General features: G+C 72.7%; 11 protein-coding genes. 4 read left to right on the forward strand and 7 right to left on the reverse strand.

Annotated features, from left to right (window positions below; genetic code table 11):
* On the reverse strand, nucleotides 1-223 hold a 223-nt coding region (locus AB0N63_RS25235; RefSeq protein WP_365531774.1), incomplete at its 3' end, for a carboxyl transferase domain-containing protein.
* Nucleotides 224-624: 401 nt separating this feature from the next.
* Here AB0N63_RS25235 and AB0N63_RS25240 point away from each other — a divergent pair.
* A complete protein-coding gene (locus AB0N63_RS25240) occupies nucleotides 625-1,236 on the forward strand; it encodes a YceI family protein (RefSeq protein WP_365531776.1) in 612 nt (203 codons plus the stop codon).
* A gap of 229 nt (nucleotides 1,237-1,465) precedes the next feature.
* Nucleotides 1,466-3,133, forward strand: coding sequence for a sigma-70 family RNA polymerase sigma factor (locus tag AB0N63_RS25245; RefSeq protein WP_365531778.1), 1,668 nt, complete (start codon nucleotides 1,466-1,468; stop codon nucleotides 3,131-3,133).
* A gap of 39 nt (nucleotides 3,134-3,172) precedes the next feature.
* On the opposite strand, the gene AB0N63_RS25250 is transcribed toward AB0N63_RS25245, so the two are convergent.
* Together AB0N63_RS25250 and AB0N63_RS25255 are read right to left on the reverse strand one after the other, a co-directional pair.
* Nucleotides 3,173-4,564 carry a hypothetical protein gene (locus AB0N63_RS25250; protein WP_365531779.1) on the reverse strand — a complete coding sequence of 464 codons (1,392 nt, stop codon included), beginning with the start codon at nucleotides 4,562-4,564 and terminating at the stop codon, nucleotides 3,173-3,175.
* Nucleotides 4,565-4,720: 156 nt separating this feature from the next.
* Nucleotides 4,721-7,741 (reverse strand): glycoside hydrolase family 3 N-terminal domain-containing protein, encoded by a 3,021-nt coding sequence (locus AB0N63_RS25255; protein ID WP_365531781.1) that lies wholly within the window; start codon nucleotides 7,739-7,741, stop codon nucleotides 4,721-4,723.
* Nucleotides 7,742-8,036: 295 nt separating this feature from the next.
* Between AB0N63_RS25255 and AB0N63_RS25260 the strand changes: the two genes are divergently transcribed.
* Complete coding sequence (locus AB0N63_RS25260; protein WP_365531783.1) at nucleotides 8,037-9,920, forward strand: ricin-type beta-trefoil lectin domain protein; 1,884 nt, start codon at nucleotides 8,037-8,039, stop codon at nucleotides 9,918-9,920.
* A 102-nt stretch (nucleotides 9,921-10,022) separates the two neighbouring features.
* A complete protein-coding gene (locus AB0N63_RS25265; RefSeq protein WP_365531787.1) occupies nucleotides 10,023-10,637 on the forward strand; it encodes a GPP34 family phosphoprotein in 615 nt (204 codons plus the stop codon).
* Nucleotides 10,638-10,731: 94 nt separating this feature from the next.
* On the opposite strand, the gene cimA is transcribed toward AB0N63_RS25265, so the two are convergent.
* From cimA to AB0N63_RS25285, 4 genes are all read right to left on the reverse strand, one after another.
* The gene (cimA, locus tag AB0N63_RS25270; protein ID WP_365531790.1) at nucleotides 10,732-12,336 is read right to left on the reverse strand and encodes a citramalate synthase; all 1,605 of its coding nucleotides are present in this window, start codon (nucleotides 12,334-12,336) and stop codon (nucleotides 10,732-10,734) included.
* A gap of 284 nt (nucleotides 12,337-12,620) precedes the next feature.
* Nucleotides 12,621-13,958: an MFS transporter gene (locus AB0N63_RS25275; RefSeq protein ID WP_365531793.1), complete on the reverse strand. Its 1,338-nt coding sequence runs from the start codon at nucleotides 13,956-13,958 to the stop codon at nucleotides 12,621-12,623.
* 39 nt (nucleotides 13,959-13,997) lie between these two features.
* The gene (locus AB0N63_RS25280) at nucleotides 13,998-14,600 is read right to left on the reverse strand and encodes a TetR/AcrR family transcriptional regulator (protein WP_365531796.1); all 603 of its coding nucleotides are present in this window, start codon (nucleotides 14,598-14,600) and stop codon (nucleotides 13,998-14,000) included.
* 382 nt (nucleotides 14,601-14,982) lie between these two features.
* On the reverse strand, nucleotides 14,983-16,032 hold the full coding sequence (locus tag AB0N63_RS25285; RefSeq protein WP_365531798.1) for an agmatine deiminase family protein: 1,050 nt from the start codon (nucleotides 16,030-16,032) through the stop codon (nucleotides 14,983-14,985).
* Nucleotides 16,033-16,060: the final 28 nt, after the last annotated feature.

Below are 16,060 nucleotides of genomic sequence, written 5' to 3' on the forward strand. Positions count from 1 at the left end.
ACTGCTCGACCTCCTGGAAGGACCCCGGGTCCAGGAGCAGCTCGATCCGCTCCCGCGCCGTCAGCTTGCCCTTGGCGTGCTGCGCCGCGGTCGCCTTCTCGCTCGGACCGGCCACCGCCTGCGCACGGATTCCGTGCAGCTCCGCGACGCGCCCGCGCGCGTCCGCCGGCTCCCCGGCCGGATCACCCGTCGGCTCACCCGTGGTCTCTTCCAAAACGGTCATGTAGCGACCTTACGAAGGACACCAAGGAAAGCGAGCCGTCGACTCCGTACAGTCTCCAGCCCGTTTTCCTGGTGCTCTTGAACAGAACCCCGGGGCTGTTGAGGCTTTCCGACTGCTCAGAGGGGATCGGCGTTGTGGAGGTCACACAAACGCACGGACCGAGAGGCGCCTCACATTCTCCTGTCGAGGATGCCATCTCCTGAGTGATGCGCAGACCCGTACGGCGGACCGGAGGGGCGTTCGGCGGAGTCAGGGCGGGACTCGCCGGATGCATTCCGCGCCAGATGTTGAAACATGAACGGAATGGGTCTACGGTCGTCGGCGTTGAGGTGATTGAACATTCAACATCACCGGTGCTCCCCCTCCGCGCCGGTGCCGACACCGTCCCCAAGGAGCACGCCATGGGCATCTTCGGCCGCAAGAACGACACCACCGCCACCACCACCGAGGCCCCGGCCGCCGTGAACCCGGACCTCGCCGCGCTGACCGGCGACTACACGATCGACCCGGCCCACTCGACGCTCGGCTTCACGGCCCGGCACGCGATGGTCACCAACGTCAAGGGCCGCTTCACCGAGTTCACCGGCACCCTGCACCTGGACGGCGGCGACCCGGCCGCCTCCACCGCCGCCCTCGACATCGCGATGGACAGCATCGACACCGGCTCCGCCGACCGTGACGGGCACCTGAAGAGCGCGGACTTCTTCAGGACCGAGGAGTTCCCGTCGATGACGTTCCGCTCCACCAAGGCGGAGGCCCTGGGCGGCGACGACTACCGCATCACCGGCGACCTGACCATCCTCGGCGTCACCAAGCCGGTCACCATCGACCTGGAGTTCAACGGCGCCGCCAAGGACCCCTTCGGCAACGAGCGTGTCGGCTTCGAGGGCAAGACAGAGATCCTGCGCTCCGAGTGGGGCCTGACCTGGAACGCCGCGCTGGAGACGGGCGGCGTGCTGATCTCCGACAAGGTCAAGCTGAACTTCGACATCTCGGCCATCAGGAACGCCTGACGAGACGGCCGGCGGGGCGCCGGCCCTCGCCTCCCCCCGGAACCCGCCCGCCCTCCACTCCCCCGTACGGGGAGGGCGGGCGCCTCGGCGTGCTCGGAAGGACCCGTTCCGCCGTCTTCCGCAGAAGTTCTCGGTCGGATCTGCGAAGAACTGTTATTCGGGCCGCTGTCGGCGGTCTCCCTGGCATCGGACATCATCGACCGACGTCGAGGGACAGGGAACTTCTCGTATGAGCACACAGCACCCGGTGGAGCTGGCGGCGCTGGTGAACCGCGCCCGCGAGGGCGATCCGGCGGCTCAGGACGCCTTGGTCAGCGCGCACTTGCCGCTCGTGTACAACATCGTGGGGCGCGCCCTGAACGGTTCCGTGGACGTCGACGACATCGTCCAGGACACCATGCTGCGCGCCCTCGACGGGCTGGCCGGGCTGCGTGAGCCGGAGAGCTTCCGGTCCTGGCTGGTGGCGATCGCCATGAACCGGGTGCGGGCGCACTGGCAGGACCGGCAGGCCGCGCCGGGCGGCGTCGAGGAGGCCGGCCGGGTCCCGGACCCGGGCGCGGACTTCGTGGACCTGACGATGCTGCGGCTCCAACTGTCCGGCCAGCGCCAGGAGACGGCGCGCGCCACCCGCTGGCTGGAACCGGACGACCGGGGCCTGCTGTCGCTGTGGTGGCTGGAGTGCGCCGGTGAACTGACCCGCGCCGAGGTCGCGCAGGCGCTCGCGCTGTCCGCGCAGCACACCGCGGTCCGGGTACAGCGGATGAAGGCCCAGCTGGAGGCGGCCCGTGTGGTCGTCCGCGCCCTCGACGCCCGGCCGCGCTGCCCCGAACTCGGCGACGTGCTGGCCGGCTGGGACGGCCGTCCGTCCGCGCTGTGGCGCAAGCGGATAGCCCGGCACGCCCGGGAGTGCGTGCGCTGCGCGGGCCTGTGGAGCGGGCTGATGCCGGCCGAGGGGCTGCTCGCGGGTCTCGGTCTGGTGCCCGTCCCGCTGCTGCCGCATCCGCCGACCGCCGGCTTCGGCGGCGTGCCGACCGGTTCGGCCTCCGAGGGTCTCGGCGCGACCGGCGGCCCGCACGACGTGACCGTGGCCCACGGCGGCCGGGCCGCGGCGCGGCGCGGCGGCAGCCGGGGCACCGCCCGGGACGCCGCCCGCCGCAAGCGGCGCGTACGGCGGCGCGCGACGGCGGCCGCGGTGGTCGCCGCCTGCCTCGCCGGCGGCGGCGCCTGGTACTTCGGCCCCGGTCCGGGCGACGGTGCGGACGGGAGCGACAGCGTCGCCGCGGCCCCGATCACCCCCGTCACCGACCTCGCCGCACCGGCCGACAGCCCGTCGGACTCCCCCTCGGCCTCCGCGTCCGCCTCGTCCTCCGTGTCGCCGTCCGCCTCCCCGTCCAAGAGCACCGGCGCCGCCAGGAGCCCGAGCCCGACGAAGAGCGCGCCCGGGCCGACGAGGAAGCCGCGGCCCCGGCCCACCCGCACCACCGCCGAGGCCCCGCCCGCGCAGCCCGCCCCCGCCGGGACCGTCGCGCAGGTCATCGCCCTGGTCAACCAGGAGCGGACGAAGGCCGGTTGCGGCCCGGTCACCGGTGACCCGCAGCTGGACGCCGCCGCGCAGGCCCACTCCGACGACATGGCCGCCCGGAACTTCTTCGAGCACACCAACCCTGACGGCAAGGACCCCGGCGACCGCATCACCGCCGCCGGCTACCGCTGGTCCACGTACGGCGAGAACATCGCCCGGGGCCAGCAGACGCCGGAGTCGGTGATGGACTCCTGGATGCACAGCCCCGGCCACCGCGCCAACATCCTCAACTGCGCGTTCAAGAACCTCGGCGTGGGCGTCCACAAGGGCTCGGGCGGCCCGTGGTGGACCCAGGACTTCGGCACCCGTATGTGACGGCCGCCTCCCGCCGCTCCGGGCCGCGGTCGGCGCGGCTCAGAACCCGCCGCCGAAGTCCCCGCCGCTCCCGCCCCCGCCGAAGTCGCCGCCGCCGCCGAAGTCCCCGCCGCCGAAGCCGCCGCCGAAGTCTCCGGGGTCGAAGTCCGCGCCGGAGACGTCACCGCCGCCGTACCCGCCGAAGCCCCCGGCGTCGCCGCCGAAGTCCCCGTAGCCCGTGCCGTAGTACGCGCCGTAGGCGGGGGCGGACATCATGCTGCCGAGCAGGGTGCCGACGAGGAGGCCGGGGAGGATGCCGCCGCCGAAGTAGCCGCCCGCCCAGGGACCGTAGGCGGGACCCGCGTCCCAGTAGGGGCGGCGGCCCCAGTCGGTGTCCACCTCGCGGACGACCGGGTCGCGGCCGTCGGCCAGCCGGGTGGCGTCGGCGGCGCAGACCGGGACCTCGCGGGGCGCGCCCCCCACGGGGGTCCAGGTGGCGTCGGTGACCGAGGGACCGTGGCGCGGGTCGAAGAAGCACGGCGGGCGGCGCTCGGGCAGCGGGCGGCCCTCACGGCGGGCGGCGAGCTGCGCGAGGCTGAACCGGCCGTCCTCCAGGGCCGCGGTGACGGCCCGTACGTCCTCGGGCTTGCGGGCCTCGGCCATGGCCTGTTTCGCCTGGTCGTAGGCGTTGAGCGCGCGTTCGTAGTCGGCGCGCATGGCGTCGGTCGCGCCGGCCTCCGCCGGGTGGAAGTCGAGCCGGTCCAGTTCCTCGCCGAAGGCGGTGATGTCCTCGTCCACGACGACCCGCAGCCGTTCCAGGGCGGCCCGCTGCTCGGCCGCCTTGCGGCTGCGGCCGCGCCGGACCAGGGCGTACGCGCCGATGCCGCCCGCCACCAGGACCGCGCCGGCGGTGATCAGCGCGGTGCTCGACGCGCCGCCGTGGCCGGGGCCGCCCCAGGAGGCGGGGGCCGAGCCGCGCATGGTGGCCAGGGCGCGATCGGTGAAGTCGGTGAGCTGGGCCTTGGCGTCCTCGCCCTGGACGCTGGTGACCAGGTTCTGGACGGCGGTGCGGGGCAGCACCGAGGAGTCGGCGCGGGCGTCGAAGCGGTCGCCGAGGCGGATGGCGTACGCGCCGGTGATGCCGGTCGCGGTGCGCAGGTCGGTGAAGAGGTCCTGGGTCGGGTAGCCCGTCGGGAGGACGGCGACGAACAGGGGTTTGTCGGCGTCCTCGATCTTGCGCGCCAGCGCGTCCGCGTCGGCGGACGACAGCTGCGCCCGGGCCGCCGGGTCCACGTAGACGGGGCTCTCGCGCAGCGCCTGGGCGACCGCCGAGACGGAGGTGTCGGCGGCGGCCGGGGGAACACCGGTCGCGAGGGCGGCCATGACGGCCACCGCGAGCGCCAGCAGCAGCTGTACGGGGACGCGTGCTCGGGACACGGCGACGGCGTTCATACTTCGAAATTACCGGAAATCGTCCTAAGGGGTGCACATCGGTCGTTCGAACGGGATGGTCACGGGGCGAACCCGGGGAGCGGGGAAGCGCCGCCACGAGAGAGGCGCACCTCCGGGAGACCGGAGGTGCGCCTTCCCTGCCGTGCGGCTACCCGGTCATGCCGCCCGGTACGCCGCCGTCAGCCGCTCCACCGCCGCCCCGTACCTGCCGGTCAGCAACAGGTGGTCCGCGTCGGCGAAGGGCTTCGCCACCGCCGCGCTCATGCTGTTCGCGGCCTTCTGCTGGACGAGCAGCCGGGCCTTGTCGACCAGGGCGCGGCCCGCTTCGGCGGCGTGCGCCCGTTCGGCGAGCGTCGCGGCCAGGCCGAGCGCCTTCAGAGCGGCCGTGCCGCCCGACGGCGTCTTCGTCAGCGTGGTCAGACCCCAGCCGTAGGGGAACTGCGGGTCGTAGCTCGCGTCGCCGACGTTGATCGGCAGCTGCGCCTCGCTCTTGGGCCAGGTCACCGGGAGTCTGCCGGTGAAGGCGCGCTTGCCGTAGAGCACGTCGGCCACGCCGTCGCCCTCGGTGCCCGGCAGCCAGGAGGCGACCAGGGCGTCGATGTCCCCGAGGCGGTCGCCGATGAGCTGCGGGCGGCCGGAGACGACCAGCACCGCGCACCTCATCACCGAGCACACCTTGACCACGGCGGCCTGGTCGGCGGCGGACAGCTCCATGCCGTGGCCGTTGCCCACGTCGCCGACGCCCTCGGCGTACGGGGTCTCGCCGACGACGACCACGCCGACGTCGTAACCGCCGGTGGGCGCGGAGGCGTCCTGGGAGTAGGTGACGTTCCCGCCGGCGTTCTTCATGCCCTCGAGGATCGTCGTGCCCTTGATGACGTTCCCGGAGGAGCCCTGCCAGGTGATGGTCCAGCCGCCGGTCTGGTTGCCGATGTCGTCGGCGTTCGACCCGGCGACGTAGACCTTCTGGCTCTTCTTGAGCGGGAGGACGTTCCCGGTGTTCTTCAGCAGCACCTGCGACTCGGCGGCGGCCTCGCGGGCGACCGCGCGGTGGCCGGCCGAGCCGATCCGCGCCGCGCCCCGGGTGTCGGTGTAGGGGTGCTCGAAGAGGCCGAGCCGGAACTTCTCCGTGAGGATGCGCGAGACGGCGTCGTCGATCCGCTTCCCGCTGATCCGGCCCGCCTTCACCTCGTCGATCAGGGTGGAGGTGAACCGGGTGTAGCTGTAGGGCACCATCATCATGTCCACGCCCGCGTTGACGGAGGCGGTGACCTGCGCGGGGTAGGCGCCGGGGAGCTGGTCGAGGGCGTTGTAGTCGCTGATGACGAAGCCGTCGAAGCCCATCCGGCCCTTGAGCACGCCGTTGATCATGTCGCCGCGGGCGTGCATCCTGACCGCGCCCTTGCCGTCCCCGGCGATGTCGAGGGACGAGTAGGACGGCATGACCGTGCCGATCCCCCGCTCCACCGCGTCCTGGTAGGGCGCGAGGTGGATGTCCTCCAGCTGCTGCCGGGTGACCTCGGTGACGCCCTGGTCGATGGTGTAGGTGCCGGTGGTGGAGGAGCCGTACGTGGTGCCGCCGTCGCCGACGAAGTGCTTGGCGGTGGCGAGCACCTTGTCGCTGCGGTCCAGGTCGCTGCCGTCGGCCCGGCCCTGGAGGCCCTGGATCACCGTCTCCATGGACTTCACCAGCGCCGGGTCCTCGCCGAAGGACTCGTAGGAGCGGCCCCAGCGCTCGTCGCGGGTGACGCACAGGCAGGGCGCGAAGTCCCACTGGGGCCCGGAGGCGCGGACCTCGGCGGCGGTCACCGCGCCGGCCTGCTCGGCGAGCCGCGGATCGCGGCTCGCCCCGAGGCCGATGTTGTGCGGCATGATCGTCGCGCCGGCCAGGTTGTTGTGGCCGTGGACGGCGTCCACGCCGTAGACCAGCGGGATCTGGAAGCGGGTGGCCCGGGTCTGGAGCTGGTAGCCGTCGATCATCTTGGCCCAGGCCTCGGCGGTGTTGGGCGTGGGCGTGGAGCCGCCGCCGGACAGCAGCGAGCCGAGGGCGTAGCCGGCGATGTCCCCGGGGTTGCCCATCGCGCCGCGCTCGGCCTGGGTTATCTGCCCGGCCTTCTCGGCGAGGGAGAGTCGGGACACGAGGTCGGCGACGCGCTTCTTCACCGGCAGCCCGGTGTCGAGGTAGGGCAGCCCGTGGGCGTCCACGACGACCTGGGGCTTCTGCGCGGGGGCCTTGGCCCCGGTGACGGTGAGGTCCAGCGGGATGGTCTCGGCGGCCTCGGCGGCCTTGTCCTTCAGGGTGCGGACCTCGACGGTGCGCGAGGTCCCGGAGGCGGTGCCGGCGGGGAAGGTGAGGGTGCCGAAGACGGGGGCGTAGTCCTTGCCCGCCTCGGCGGTGCCGCCGGCGGTGCGGTAGGCGACCGTGACGGGCTCGGTGATCGGGGCGGAGCCGGTGGTGGCGACGGTGATCCGCACCGTCGCCGTGCCGCCCTCCTCGACCGGGTAGACGGGCGCGTCGGTGGTGACGGAGGCGCGCAGCGACTGGTCGGCCTTGCCGTACAGCTCCACGCCGTCCATGGCGAAGCGGCCCTTGACTCCGGTGGGCAGGGTGAGGGAGTAGCCCCACATCCGGGTGAGGCCGAGGACGTGGTCGATGCCGCCGACCGGTTGGTAGTCCGTGCGATAGGTGAAGTCGGCGAAGGGCAGCTCGATCTGTTTCCAGCCGCTGAAGTCGTCGGCGAAGGAGGTCGTCCACAGCTCGGACGCCTCGCCGTTCGCGCCGCCGTCCTTGATCTCGAACGGGATCTTCCTGCCGCTGTTCCGGCCCTCCCACCACAGCCGGACGCCCTTGTGGGCCGACCAGTCGTGGGCGGGCCGGTCGGCGGCGTAGTCGTGGGTGAAGCCGCCGTAGCCGCTGATGTCGTAGGTCCCGGTCAGGACCTTCTCGCCCTCGGGAGCGTCGGAGCGGGCGGTGAGCTGGAGGGCGGGCGGGTCGTCGCTGTCACCGCCCCAGGTGAAGATGCCCTCGGCCGGCTGCCCGGCGAAGGGCACCTCGCCCTCGAAGCGGTCCACGGGCACCGGCGCGGGGTCGGCGGCGGCCGGGGCCGCCTGCGCGGCGGCGAGCGGCACCAGCGCGGTGAGCAGGGTGGCGGAGGCGAGCAGGGCGGTTCTTCGCATGCACGGACCTTCCCTCGTCCCAGGGGCTGCGCGGCCCTGGGCGTCCCGGGGCCGGCTCAGGGTTTCCTGCGGCCAGCGTTCACTCATGGCTTAGATCAGGGCGTGAGTTAAATGGGGCGGCGGCGATCCGTCAAGGCTTCACACCGGAACTGGTACGCGGCTCGACGCACGGCTGTTTCCGGCCCGTCGACGCTTCGACCAATGAACGCCGACCCCCTTGACGGGCCGTCCCAGCCGTCATTTACTCACGGCTCGCACGCCTCCCCTCCCCCACCTTCCGAAAGGGCGGCGCACGATGAGAAGACCCTCGCGCACGGTCACCTCGCGCGCGGTCCGGCTGCTGCTGGCCGGGCTGCTGTCCACCGCCGGGCTGGCGGCCCTGTCCGCGCCCGCCGCGCACGCGGCCGGCGAGCAGGTCACCGCCTGGCTGACCACGACCGACGACAGCGGCGGGCGGCACGTGGTGCGCGGCCTGGAGCCGCAGACGCCGTTCGCCTTCCAGTCCGGCGCCGGCGGGTCCGGCGAGAACATCACCGTGGACGAGAACACCCGCTACCAGACCTTCACCGGTGGCGGCGCGTCCTTCACCGACACCGCGGCCTGGCTGATGAACAGCAGCGGGGCTCTCTCGCAGGCGACGCGTGACGCGACCATGCGCAAGCTGTTCTCGCCCACGGACGGCATCGGCCTGTCCTTCCTGCGCAACCCGATGGGCTCCTCCGACCTCGCCCGCTACGGCTACACCTACGACGACGTGCCCGCCGGGCAGAGCGACCCGTCGCTGGCGAAGTTCTCCGTCGCGCACGACCTCGCGGACGTCGTCCCGCTGACCAGGCAGGCGCTCCAGCTGAACCCGTCCCTGACGGTGATGGCCTCGCCCTGGACCGCGCCGGCCTGGATGAAGGACAGCGGGCAGCTCAACGGCGGGTGGCTGAAGGCGGAGGACTACGGGGCCTACGCCTCGTACTTCGTGAAGTACGTGCAGGCCTACAAGGACCAGGGCGTCCCCGTCTCCTACGTCACCGCGCAGAACGAGCCGACCTGCTGCTCGGGGTACCCGTCGATGAGCTGGAACGCGAGCGGGTTGCAGTACTTCCTCAAGAGCGAGCTGCTGCCCAAGCTCCAGGCGGCGGGCCTGAGCACCAAGGTCCTCGCGCTGGACTGGAACTGGGACACCTACGACTCCTACGCCGCCCCCAGCGTCGACGACGCCGCGATCCGCACCCACCCGAACTTCGGCGGCATCGCCTGGCACGGCTACGGCGGCGACGTCGCCAAGCAGACCGCGGTGCACAACCAGTACCCCTCGCTGGACGCCTTCGGCACCGAGCACTCCGGTGGCACCTGGATCGCCGACCAGCAGCGCGAGGACATGTCCAACATCATCGACTACACCCGCAACTGGGCGAAGTCGGTGACCAAGTGGTCGCTGGCCGTGGACCAGGACATGGGCCCGCACAACGGCGGTTGCGGCACCTGCACCGGGCTGGTCACCGTGCACGACGGCGACGGCAGGTCGGGCCAGGTGGACTACACGGTCGAGTACTACACGATGGGCCACCTGACGAAGTTCGTCCGCCCGGGCGCGCAGCGCATCGCCTCCACCGCCTCCACGGCCGTGCCGAACGTCGCCTGGCGCAACCCGGACGGCTCCAAGGCGCTGATCGCCTACAACGGCGCGACCAGCGCCAAGACGGTCACGGTCGACTGGGGCTCGCAGCACGCCACTTACTCGCTGCCCGCGAAGACCTCGGCCACCTTCACCTGGTCCGGCACCCAGTCCGGGGGCGGCGCGAGGACCGGGACGTTCACCGGTCTCGCGGGCAAGTGCCTGGACGTGGCGGGCGGTTCGAGCGCGGACGGCACGGCGGTCCAGCTCTACGACTGCAACGGCAGCGCGGCGCAGCAGTGGACCGTGCAGGGCGACGGCACGGTCCGGGCGCTCGGCAAGTGCCTCGACGTGACCTCGGGTTCGACGGCGAACGGCGCGAAGGCGCAGCTCTACGGCTGCAACGGGACCGGCGCGCAGCAGTGGTCGTACAACGCCGCCACGGGCGACGTGGTGAACACGAGTGCGGACAAGTGCCTGGACGTCACGGACAACTCCTCGGCGAACGGGGCGCGGGCGCAGATCTGGTCGTGCACCGGGGCCGCGAACCAGAAGTGGCGGCTCCAGTAACGGCGGCGGCTCCGGCAGGGGCGGCGGGACTCGGCCCGGGTGCGTGGCGCGGGCCGGTGGTCCGCGCTGCGGATCGGCGGGGGCCGCGACATCCTGGACCGTATGACCACACCGCGGGACCTGCTGATCGTCGCCCTGGACGTGCCCGGTACGCGCCCCGTCGAGCAGGGCGACCTGTCGCTGGCCCTCGCCGGGGCCGAGCTGGCCGACCTGCTCGCGGCGGGGCGCGCCGCGCTGGACGGCGAGACCGTCGTACCGGAGCCGGACGGGACGGGGCCGGGCACGGGCGACCGGCTGCTGGACGAGGCGGCGGCCGCGCTGGTCGCCGAGGCCCCGTACGAGCCGGTCGAGGAGTGGCTGTGGCGGCGCGGGCGCGGGCTGGCCGCCGCCTACGTCTCCGCGCTGGAGGCGGAGGGGCAGCTCGCGACGCCGCGCCGCCGGCTGATGCCCCGGGGGACCGAGCGCCCGGTGCCGGTGGACGGCCCGGCGCGGCGGTCGGCGGGCGACCGCTGGGCCTTCCACGAGCCGGTCCTCGCCGGGCTGGCCGCCGCGCTGGGGATCGAGCCCGAGGGCGCCGGGGAGATCCCGGTCCCCGAGGACGAGGCCGCGGTCACGGTGCTGGCCGCCGTGAACGGCGCGGTGACCGAACTGGAGGGCGTGCGGCAGCGGCGGCGGATCGAGGACGCGGCGTTCCAGAACATCTGGCGGTCGCCGTGAGGCGCCGGTTCCGGGACGCCGTACCCCCGGCGCCGCACGGCGATCGGCAGGGCGCGCGCCGATCGCCGTCCAGGATGCCGGTGGGCGGGCCGGGTCAGGCGGCCGGTTCGACGCCCGCGCGCAGCAGACCGTAGGTGTACGCGTCCTCCAGGGCCTGCCAGGACGCGGCGATCACGTTCTCGGCGACGCCGAGCGTGGACCACTCGCCCGTGCCGTCCGAGGTGGAGATCAGGACGCGGGTGGTGGAGGAGGTGCCGTGCTTGCCCTCCAGGATGCGGACCTTGTAGTCCACCAGCTCCAGGGCGCCGAGCTGGGGGTAGATCTTCTCCAGGGCGACGCGCAGGGCGCGGTCGAGGGCGTTGACCGGGCCGTTGCCCTCGGCGGTGGCGACGATGCGCTCGCTCTTGGCCCACAGCTTGACGGTGGCCTCGTTGGCGTGGGTGCCGTCGGGGCGGTCCTCCACGATGGCCCGCCACGACTCCACGCTGAAGTACTTCAGCGGCCGGCCCTCGGCCTCGGCGCGCAGCAGCAGCTCGAAGGAGGCGTCGGCGGCCTCGTAGGTGTAGCCCTTGAGCTCGCGTTCCTTGACCCGCTCCACGACCCGGCCGACCAGTTCGCGGTCGCCGCCGAGGTCGATGCCGAGCTCCTTGCCCTTCAGCTCGATGGAGGCGCGGCCGGCCATGTCGGAGACCAGCATCCGCATGGTGTTGCCGACCCGCTCGGGGTCGATGTGCTGGTAGAGGTCGGGGTCGACCTTGATGGCGGAGGCGTGCAGGCCGGCCTTGTGGGCGAAGGCGGAGACGCCGACGTAGGGCTGGTGGGTGGAGGGGGTGAGGTTGACGACCTCGGCGATGGCGTGGGAGATCCGGGTCATCTCGCGCAGCCGGCCCTCGGGCAGCACCTGCCTGCCGTACTTCAGTTCCAGGGCGGCGACGACCGGGAAGAGGTTGGCGTTGCCGACGCGCTCACCGTAGCCGTTGGCCGTGCACTGGACGTGGGTGGCGCCGGCGTCCACGGCGGCGAGGGTGTTGGCGACGGCGCAGCCGGTGTCGTCCTGGGCGTGGATGCCGAGGCGGGCGCCGGTGTCGGCGAGGACGGTGGCGACGACGGCCTGGATCTGGGCGGGCAGCATGCCGCCGTTGGTGTCGCACAGGACGACGACGTCGGCGCCGGCCTCGGCGGCGGCCCGGACGACGGACTTGGCGTACTCGGGGTTGGCGCGGTAGCCGTCGAAGAAGTGCTCGCAGTCCACGAAGACGCGGCGGCCCTGGGCGCGCAGGTGGGAGACGGTGTCGCGGACCATCTCCAGGTTCTCCTCCAGGGTGGTGCGCAGCGCCAGCTCCACGTGCCGGTCGTGCGACTTCGCCACCAGGGTGATCACCTCGGCGCCCGAGTCCAGGAGCGCCTTGACCTGCGGGTCGTCGGCCGCCTTCGCGCCGGCTCGCCGGGTGGCGCCGAAGGCGACGAGCTGGGCGTGCTGGAAGTCGATCTCCTGGCGGGCGCGGGCGAAGAACTCGGTGTCGCGCGGGTTGGCGCCGGGCCAGCCGCCCTCGATGAAACCCACACCGAAGTCGTCGAGGTGCCGAGCGATGGCCAGCTTGTCGGCGACGGTGAGGTTGATGCCCTCGCGCTGGGCGCCGTCGCGCAGGGTGGTGTCGAACACGTGGAACGAATCGTCCAGCCGGCTGGTTTCGGTCATGTCTCAGGGCTCCTGAAGTGGGATCTCGGTCGTACCGGAATGACCGGCTCCACCGTCCCCCCAATACTCCCTCGCGCCTCGCTCCCGGCTGCGGGTGGGCCAGGAAAACGAAAAACCCCTCGCGGGTGCGAGAGGTCTGCGCGCGGGTCGAGGACGACGGTGGCCGTCCGTACCTGGTCGTACGTGACGGTCACTGCGGACCGGCGCGCCTGCTGCCAATAATCATGGCGAACGAGAGCACGGGGGCAGTTTGGCACAGTCCCGCCCCCGCACTCACCGCCGTCTCAGGATGCGGGCGTCAACTTGGACGAATCCTCCGCCTTCACCCGGGTCAGGTCGAGGTCGCGGGTCTCCCGCATGGTGACGTAGACGACGAGGGAGACGGCGGCGCAGCCCGCCACGTACCAGAAGAAGCCGGACTCGGCGCCCGCGTTCTTGAACCACAGGGCGACGTATTCCGCGGTACCGCCGAACAGGGCGTTGGCGAGTGCGTAGGGCAGGGCGACGCCGAGGGCGCGGACGCCGGTCGGGAACAGCTCGGCCTTCACGCAGGCGTTGATGGAGGTGTAGCCGGTGACCACGACCAGGGCGAGCAGGGAGAGCCCGAGGGCCGGCCAGTAACCGTCCACATGCCCCAGCAGGGTCATGACCGGCACGGTGAGCAGGGTCGAGCCGACCGCGAAGGTGATCAGCAGCGGGCGGCGGCCGATCCGGTCGGAGAGGCGGCCGGCGAGCGGCTGGAGGCAGGCGAAGACGATCAGCGCGGTGAAGGAGACCAGGGTGGCGGTCGACTTGGACAGGCCCGCGGAGTTGGAGAGGTACTTCGTGAGATAGGTGGTGTACGTGTAGTACGCCACCGTTCCGCCCATGGTCAGCGCCATCACGAGCAGCGCCTCGCGCCGGTGCCGCCACAGCGCGCGCAGGGTGCCGCGCTCCTCGCCGCCGGTGTCGTCGGCCTCGTAGACCTCGGTCTCCAGCATGGAGCGGCGCAGGTAGAAGACGACGGCCGCACCGAGGGCGCCGACGACGAACGGGATGCGCCAGCCGTAGCCGTGCAGGGCGGCGTCGGACATCGTGCGCTGGAGCACGATCTGGAGCCCGAGTCCGATGATCTGGCCGGCCGTCATGGACACGTACTGGAAGCTGGAGGCGAAGCCGCGGCGGCGCGGGTCGGAGGCCTCGGTGAGGTAGGTCGCGCTGGCCGCGTACTCGCCGCCGACGGAGAGCCCTTGCAGCAGCCGGGCGAGCAGGAGGACGAGCGCGCCGCCGTAGCCGGCGACGGCGTACGTCGGCGCGACGGCGATGAGGACGGCGGAGGCGGACATCAGGGTGACGGTCAGGGTGAGCGCCGCCTTGCGCCCCCGCCGGTCGCCGACCCGGCCGAGCAGCCAGCCGCCGACGGGCCGCATGAAGAACCCGACGGCGAAGATGCCGGCGGTGTTCATCATCTGGGCGGTCGGGTTGCCGTGCGGGAAGAACGCCCCGGCGAAGTAGGTGGCGAAACTGGCGTAGACGAACCAGTCGTACCACTCCACCATGTTCCCGGCGGACCCGATCCAGATCTTCTTCCACTGCTCGCGCGTCGTGCGTGCCGTACGCCCCGTGGTTGCCGTGAGTTCCATGGGGCGTAACTGCCCCGGCGGGGCGCGGGCGACGCACGGTCACCGGTGCAGGGACTCGTCCAGGAACTCCCGTACGTGGCCGAGGACCTGCTCGCGGCCGGTGCCGCGCAGGCCGATGGCGACGTGGATGGAGAAGCCGTCGAGGAGGGCCCGCAGACGGGTGGCGAAGCGGTCGGCGTCGACGGGGCGGAACTCGCCGCGGGAGACGCCCTCGGCGACGAGGGCGGCCAGGTCGCGGTGCCAGGCGCCCTCGATCGCGGCCTGCCGGTCGCGGGCGTCCTCGACGGCGCCGAGGGAGCGGTTCCAGACCTCCAGCCAGAGCGTCCAGTGGGGATCGCGGTGGCCGTCGGGCACGTACAGGTCGACGTAGGCGGCGAGGCGCTCGCGGGCGGGCGCGGGGCGGGTGAGCAGCCGCGCCCGCTCGGCGCCGAGCCGACTCTCGCTCCACTCCAGGGTGCGCAGCAGCAGCTCGTCCTTGGAGCCGAAGTAGTACAGCAGATGCCCGCTGCTCATCCCGACGGCACGGCCGAGCGCCGCCATGGTCAGCTTCTCCAGACCGCGCCCGGCGATCATCTCCATGGCGGCGGCGAGGACCTCCTCACGGGGCGGCGCGTTCCGGCGCGCCCGCGCCCCATCGGCCATCGGCGACTCTCCTGACGGGTTCGTGACTTCTGATGTCGGGTGACGCGGTGACCGCCACCGCGGGGCCATCCTCTCAGGGGCGGGGCGTACGCCGCCGCCCGGACCTCTCGCTCGTACGCCGTCCGGGCCCCGTCGCGGACGGCGTGCGTCGAGCCGGCGGCCTTGCCGTGACGCACGGTCAGGTACCGGGGTCGGGCAGGTGACTTCCGGGTCGGCCTCGGGCCATGCACGAGTGAGGCGCCCGGCCTCGGTATGGGTCCGGGACCTCTCGTTCGGATCATGCCGGGCTCTCGGGGCCCGGTGCCGCGCCCTGATCCGGCCCGATCCGCACGAAGGACCCTGGCGGGCCGCCGGGCGCGGGAGCCGGGGCCCCGGCCCCGGATCACCGGGCCGTGCGCTTCGGCTGCTGCTGGGTGATGCAGTGGACGCCTCCCCCGCCCGCGAAGATCGCTCGGGCGTCCACCAGGGTGACGGTGCGGTTCGGGAAGAGGCGGCGGAAGGTGGCCGCCGCCTCCTCGTCGCGGGGGTCGTCGAAGGCGCAGAGGATCACCGCGTCGTTGCAGAGGTAGTGGTTGATGTAGGAGTAGTCGGCCCAGTGGCCGTCCGCCTCCAGGGCCGTCGGGGCGGCGATCTCCACGACCTCCAGCGGGCGGCCCTGCGCGTCGGTGGCGGACCTGAGGAGGCCGATGACCTCCTTGGTGACCTCGTGGTCCGGGTGGGCCGGGTCCGGCTGGTGGTGGGCGACGACCACGCCGGGGCGGGCGAAGGCGGCCACGATGTCCACGTGTCCGAGGGTGCCGTAGCCGTGCGGGGGGTAGTCGCCGGTCAGGCCGCGCGGCAGCCAGATCGCCTTCTCGGTGCCGAGGTGGGCGTGGATCTCCGCCTCGACCCGCTCCTTCGTCCAGTGCGGGTTGCGTTCCGGGCCGAGCTGCACGGTCTCGGTGAGCAGGACGGTGCCCTCGCCGTCCACGTGGATCGCGCCGCCCTCGTTGACCAGCTCGGAGGCGTACGTCCTCGCGCCCGCGAGGTCGGCGACGTACGCGCCGATCTTGGAGTCGTGCCCCCAGCGCGCCCAGTCCTGCGCGCCCCAGCCGTTGAACGTCCAGTCCACGGCCGCCAGTTCACCGGCGCCGTCGGTGAGGAACGTGGGGCCGATGTCGCGCATCCAGGCGTCGTCCAGGTCGCGTTCGACCGTTTCGACGCCCTCGCCGAGCAGGGCGCGGGCCTCGGTGGACTGGCCCGGGCCGCACACCACGGTGACCGGTTCGAAGCGGCGGATCGCGCGGGCGACCGACGCCCAGGCGGCGCGGGCCTCGGTGACCTCCTCGGCGGTGCCGAAGGTCGGGTTGGGGCCCGGCCAGGCCATCCAGGTGCGCTCGTGCGGCGTCCACTCGGCGGGCATGCGGAAGCCGTCGGCGGCGGGGGTGGTCATGTGTGTGGTCCTTAGCGGCGGTTCAGGC

It is taken from the genome of Streptomyces sp. NPDC093260 (assembly GCF_040683715.1).
GTDB lineage: Bacteria > Actinomycetota > Actinomycetes > Streptomycetales > Streptomycetaceae > Streptomyces > Streptomyces sennicomposti.

What these genes read in the sequence shown, in the direction of transcription:
- AB0N63_RS25250 (WP_365531779.1), bottom strand. Translation starts at nt 4,564, where the DNA reads ATGAACGCCGTCGCCGTGTCCCGAGCACGCGTCCCCGTACAGCTGCTG.
- AB0N63_RS25275 (WP_365531793.1), bottom strand. Translation starts at nt 13,958, where the DNA reads ATGGAACTCACGGCAACCACGGGGCGTACGGCACGCACGACGCGCGAG.
- AB0N63_RS25280 (WP_365531796.1), bottom strand. Translation starts at nt 14,600, where the DNA reads ATGGCCGATGGGGCGCGGGCGCGCCGGAACGCGCCGCCCCGTGAGGAG.
- AB0N63_RS25245 (WP_365531778.1), top strand. Translation starts at nt 1,466, where the DNA reads ATGAGCACACAGCACCCGGTGGAGCTGGCGGCGCTGGTGAACCGCGCC.
- cimA (WP_365531790.1), bottom strand. Translation starts at nt 12,336, where the DNA reads ATGACCGAAACCAGCCGGCTGGACGATTCGTTCCACGTGTTCGACACC.
- AB0N63_RS25285 (WP_365531798.1), bottom strand. Translation starts at nt 16,032, where the DNA reads ATGACCACCCCCGCCGCCGACGGCTTCCGCATGCCCGCCGAGTGGACG.
- AB0N63_RS25265 (WP_365531787.1), top strand. Translation starts at nt 10,023, where the DNA reads ATGACCACACCGCGGGACCTGCTGATCGTCGCCCTGGACGTGCCCGGT.
- AB0N63_RS25260 (WP_365531783.1), top strand. Translation starts at nt 8,037, where the DNA reads ATGAGAAGACCCTCGCGCACGGTCACCTCGCGCGCGGTCCGGCTGCTG.
- AB0N63_RS25255 (WP_365531781.1), bottom strand. Translation starts at nt 7,741, where the DNA reads ATGCGAAGAACCGCCCTGCTCGCCTCCGCCACCCTGCTCACCGCGCTG.
- AB0N63_RS25240 (WP_365531776.1), top strand. Translation starts at nt 625, where the DNA reads ATGGGCATCTTCGGCCGCAAGAACGACACCACCGCCACCACCACCGAG.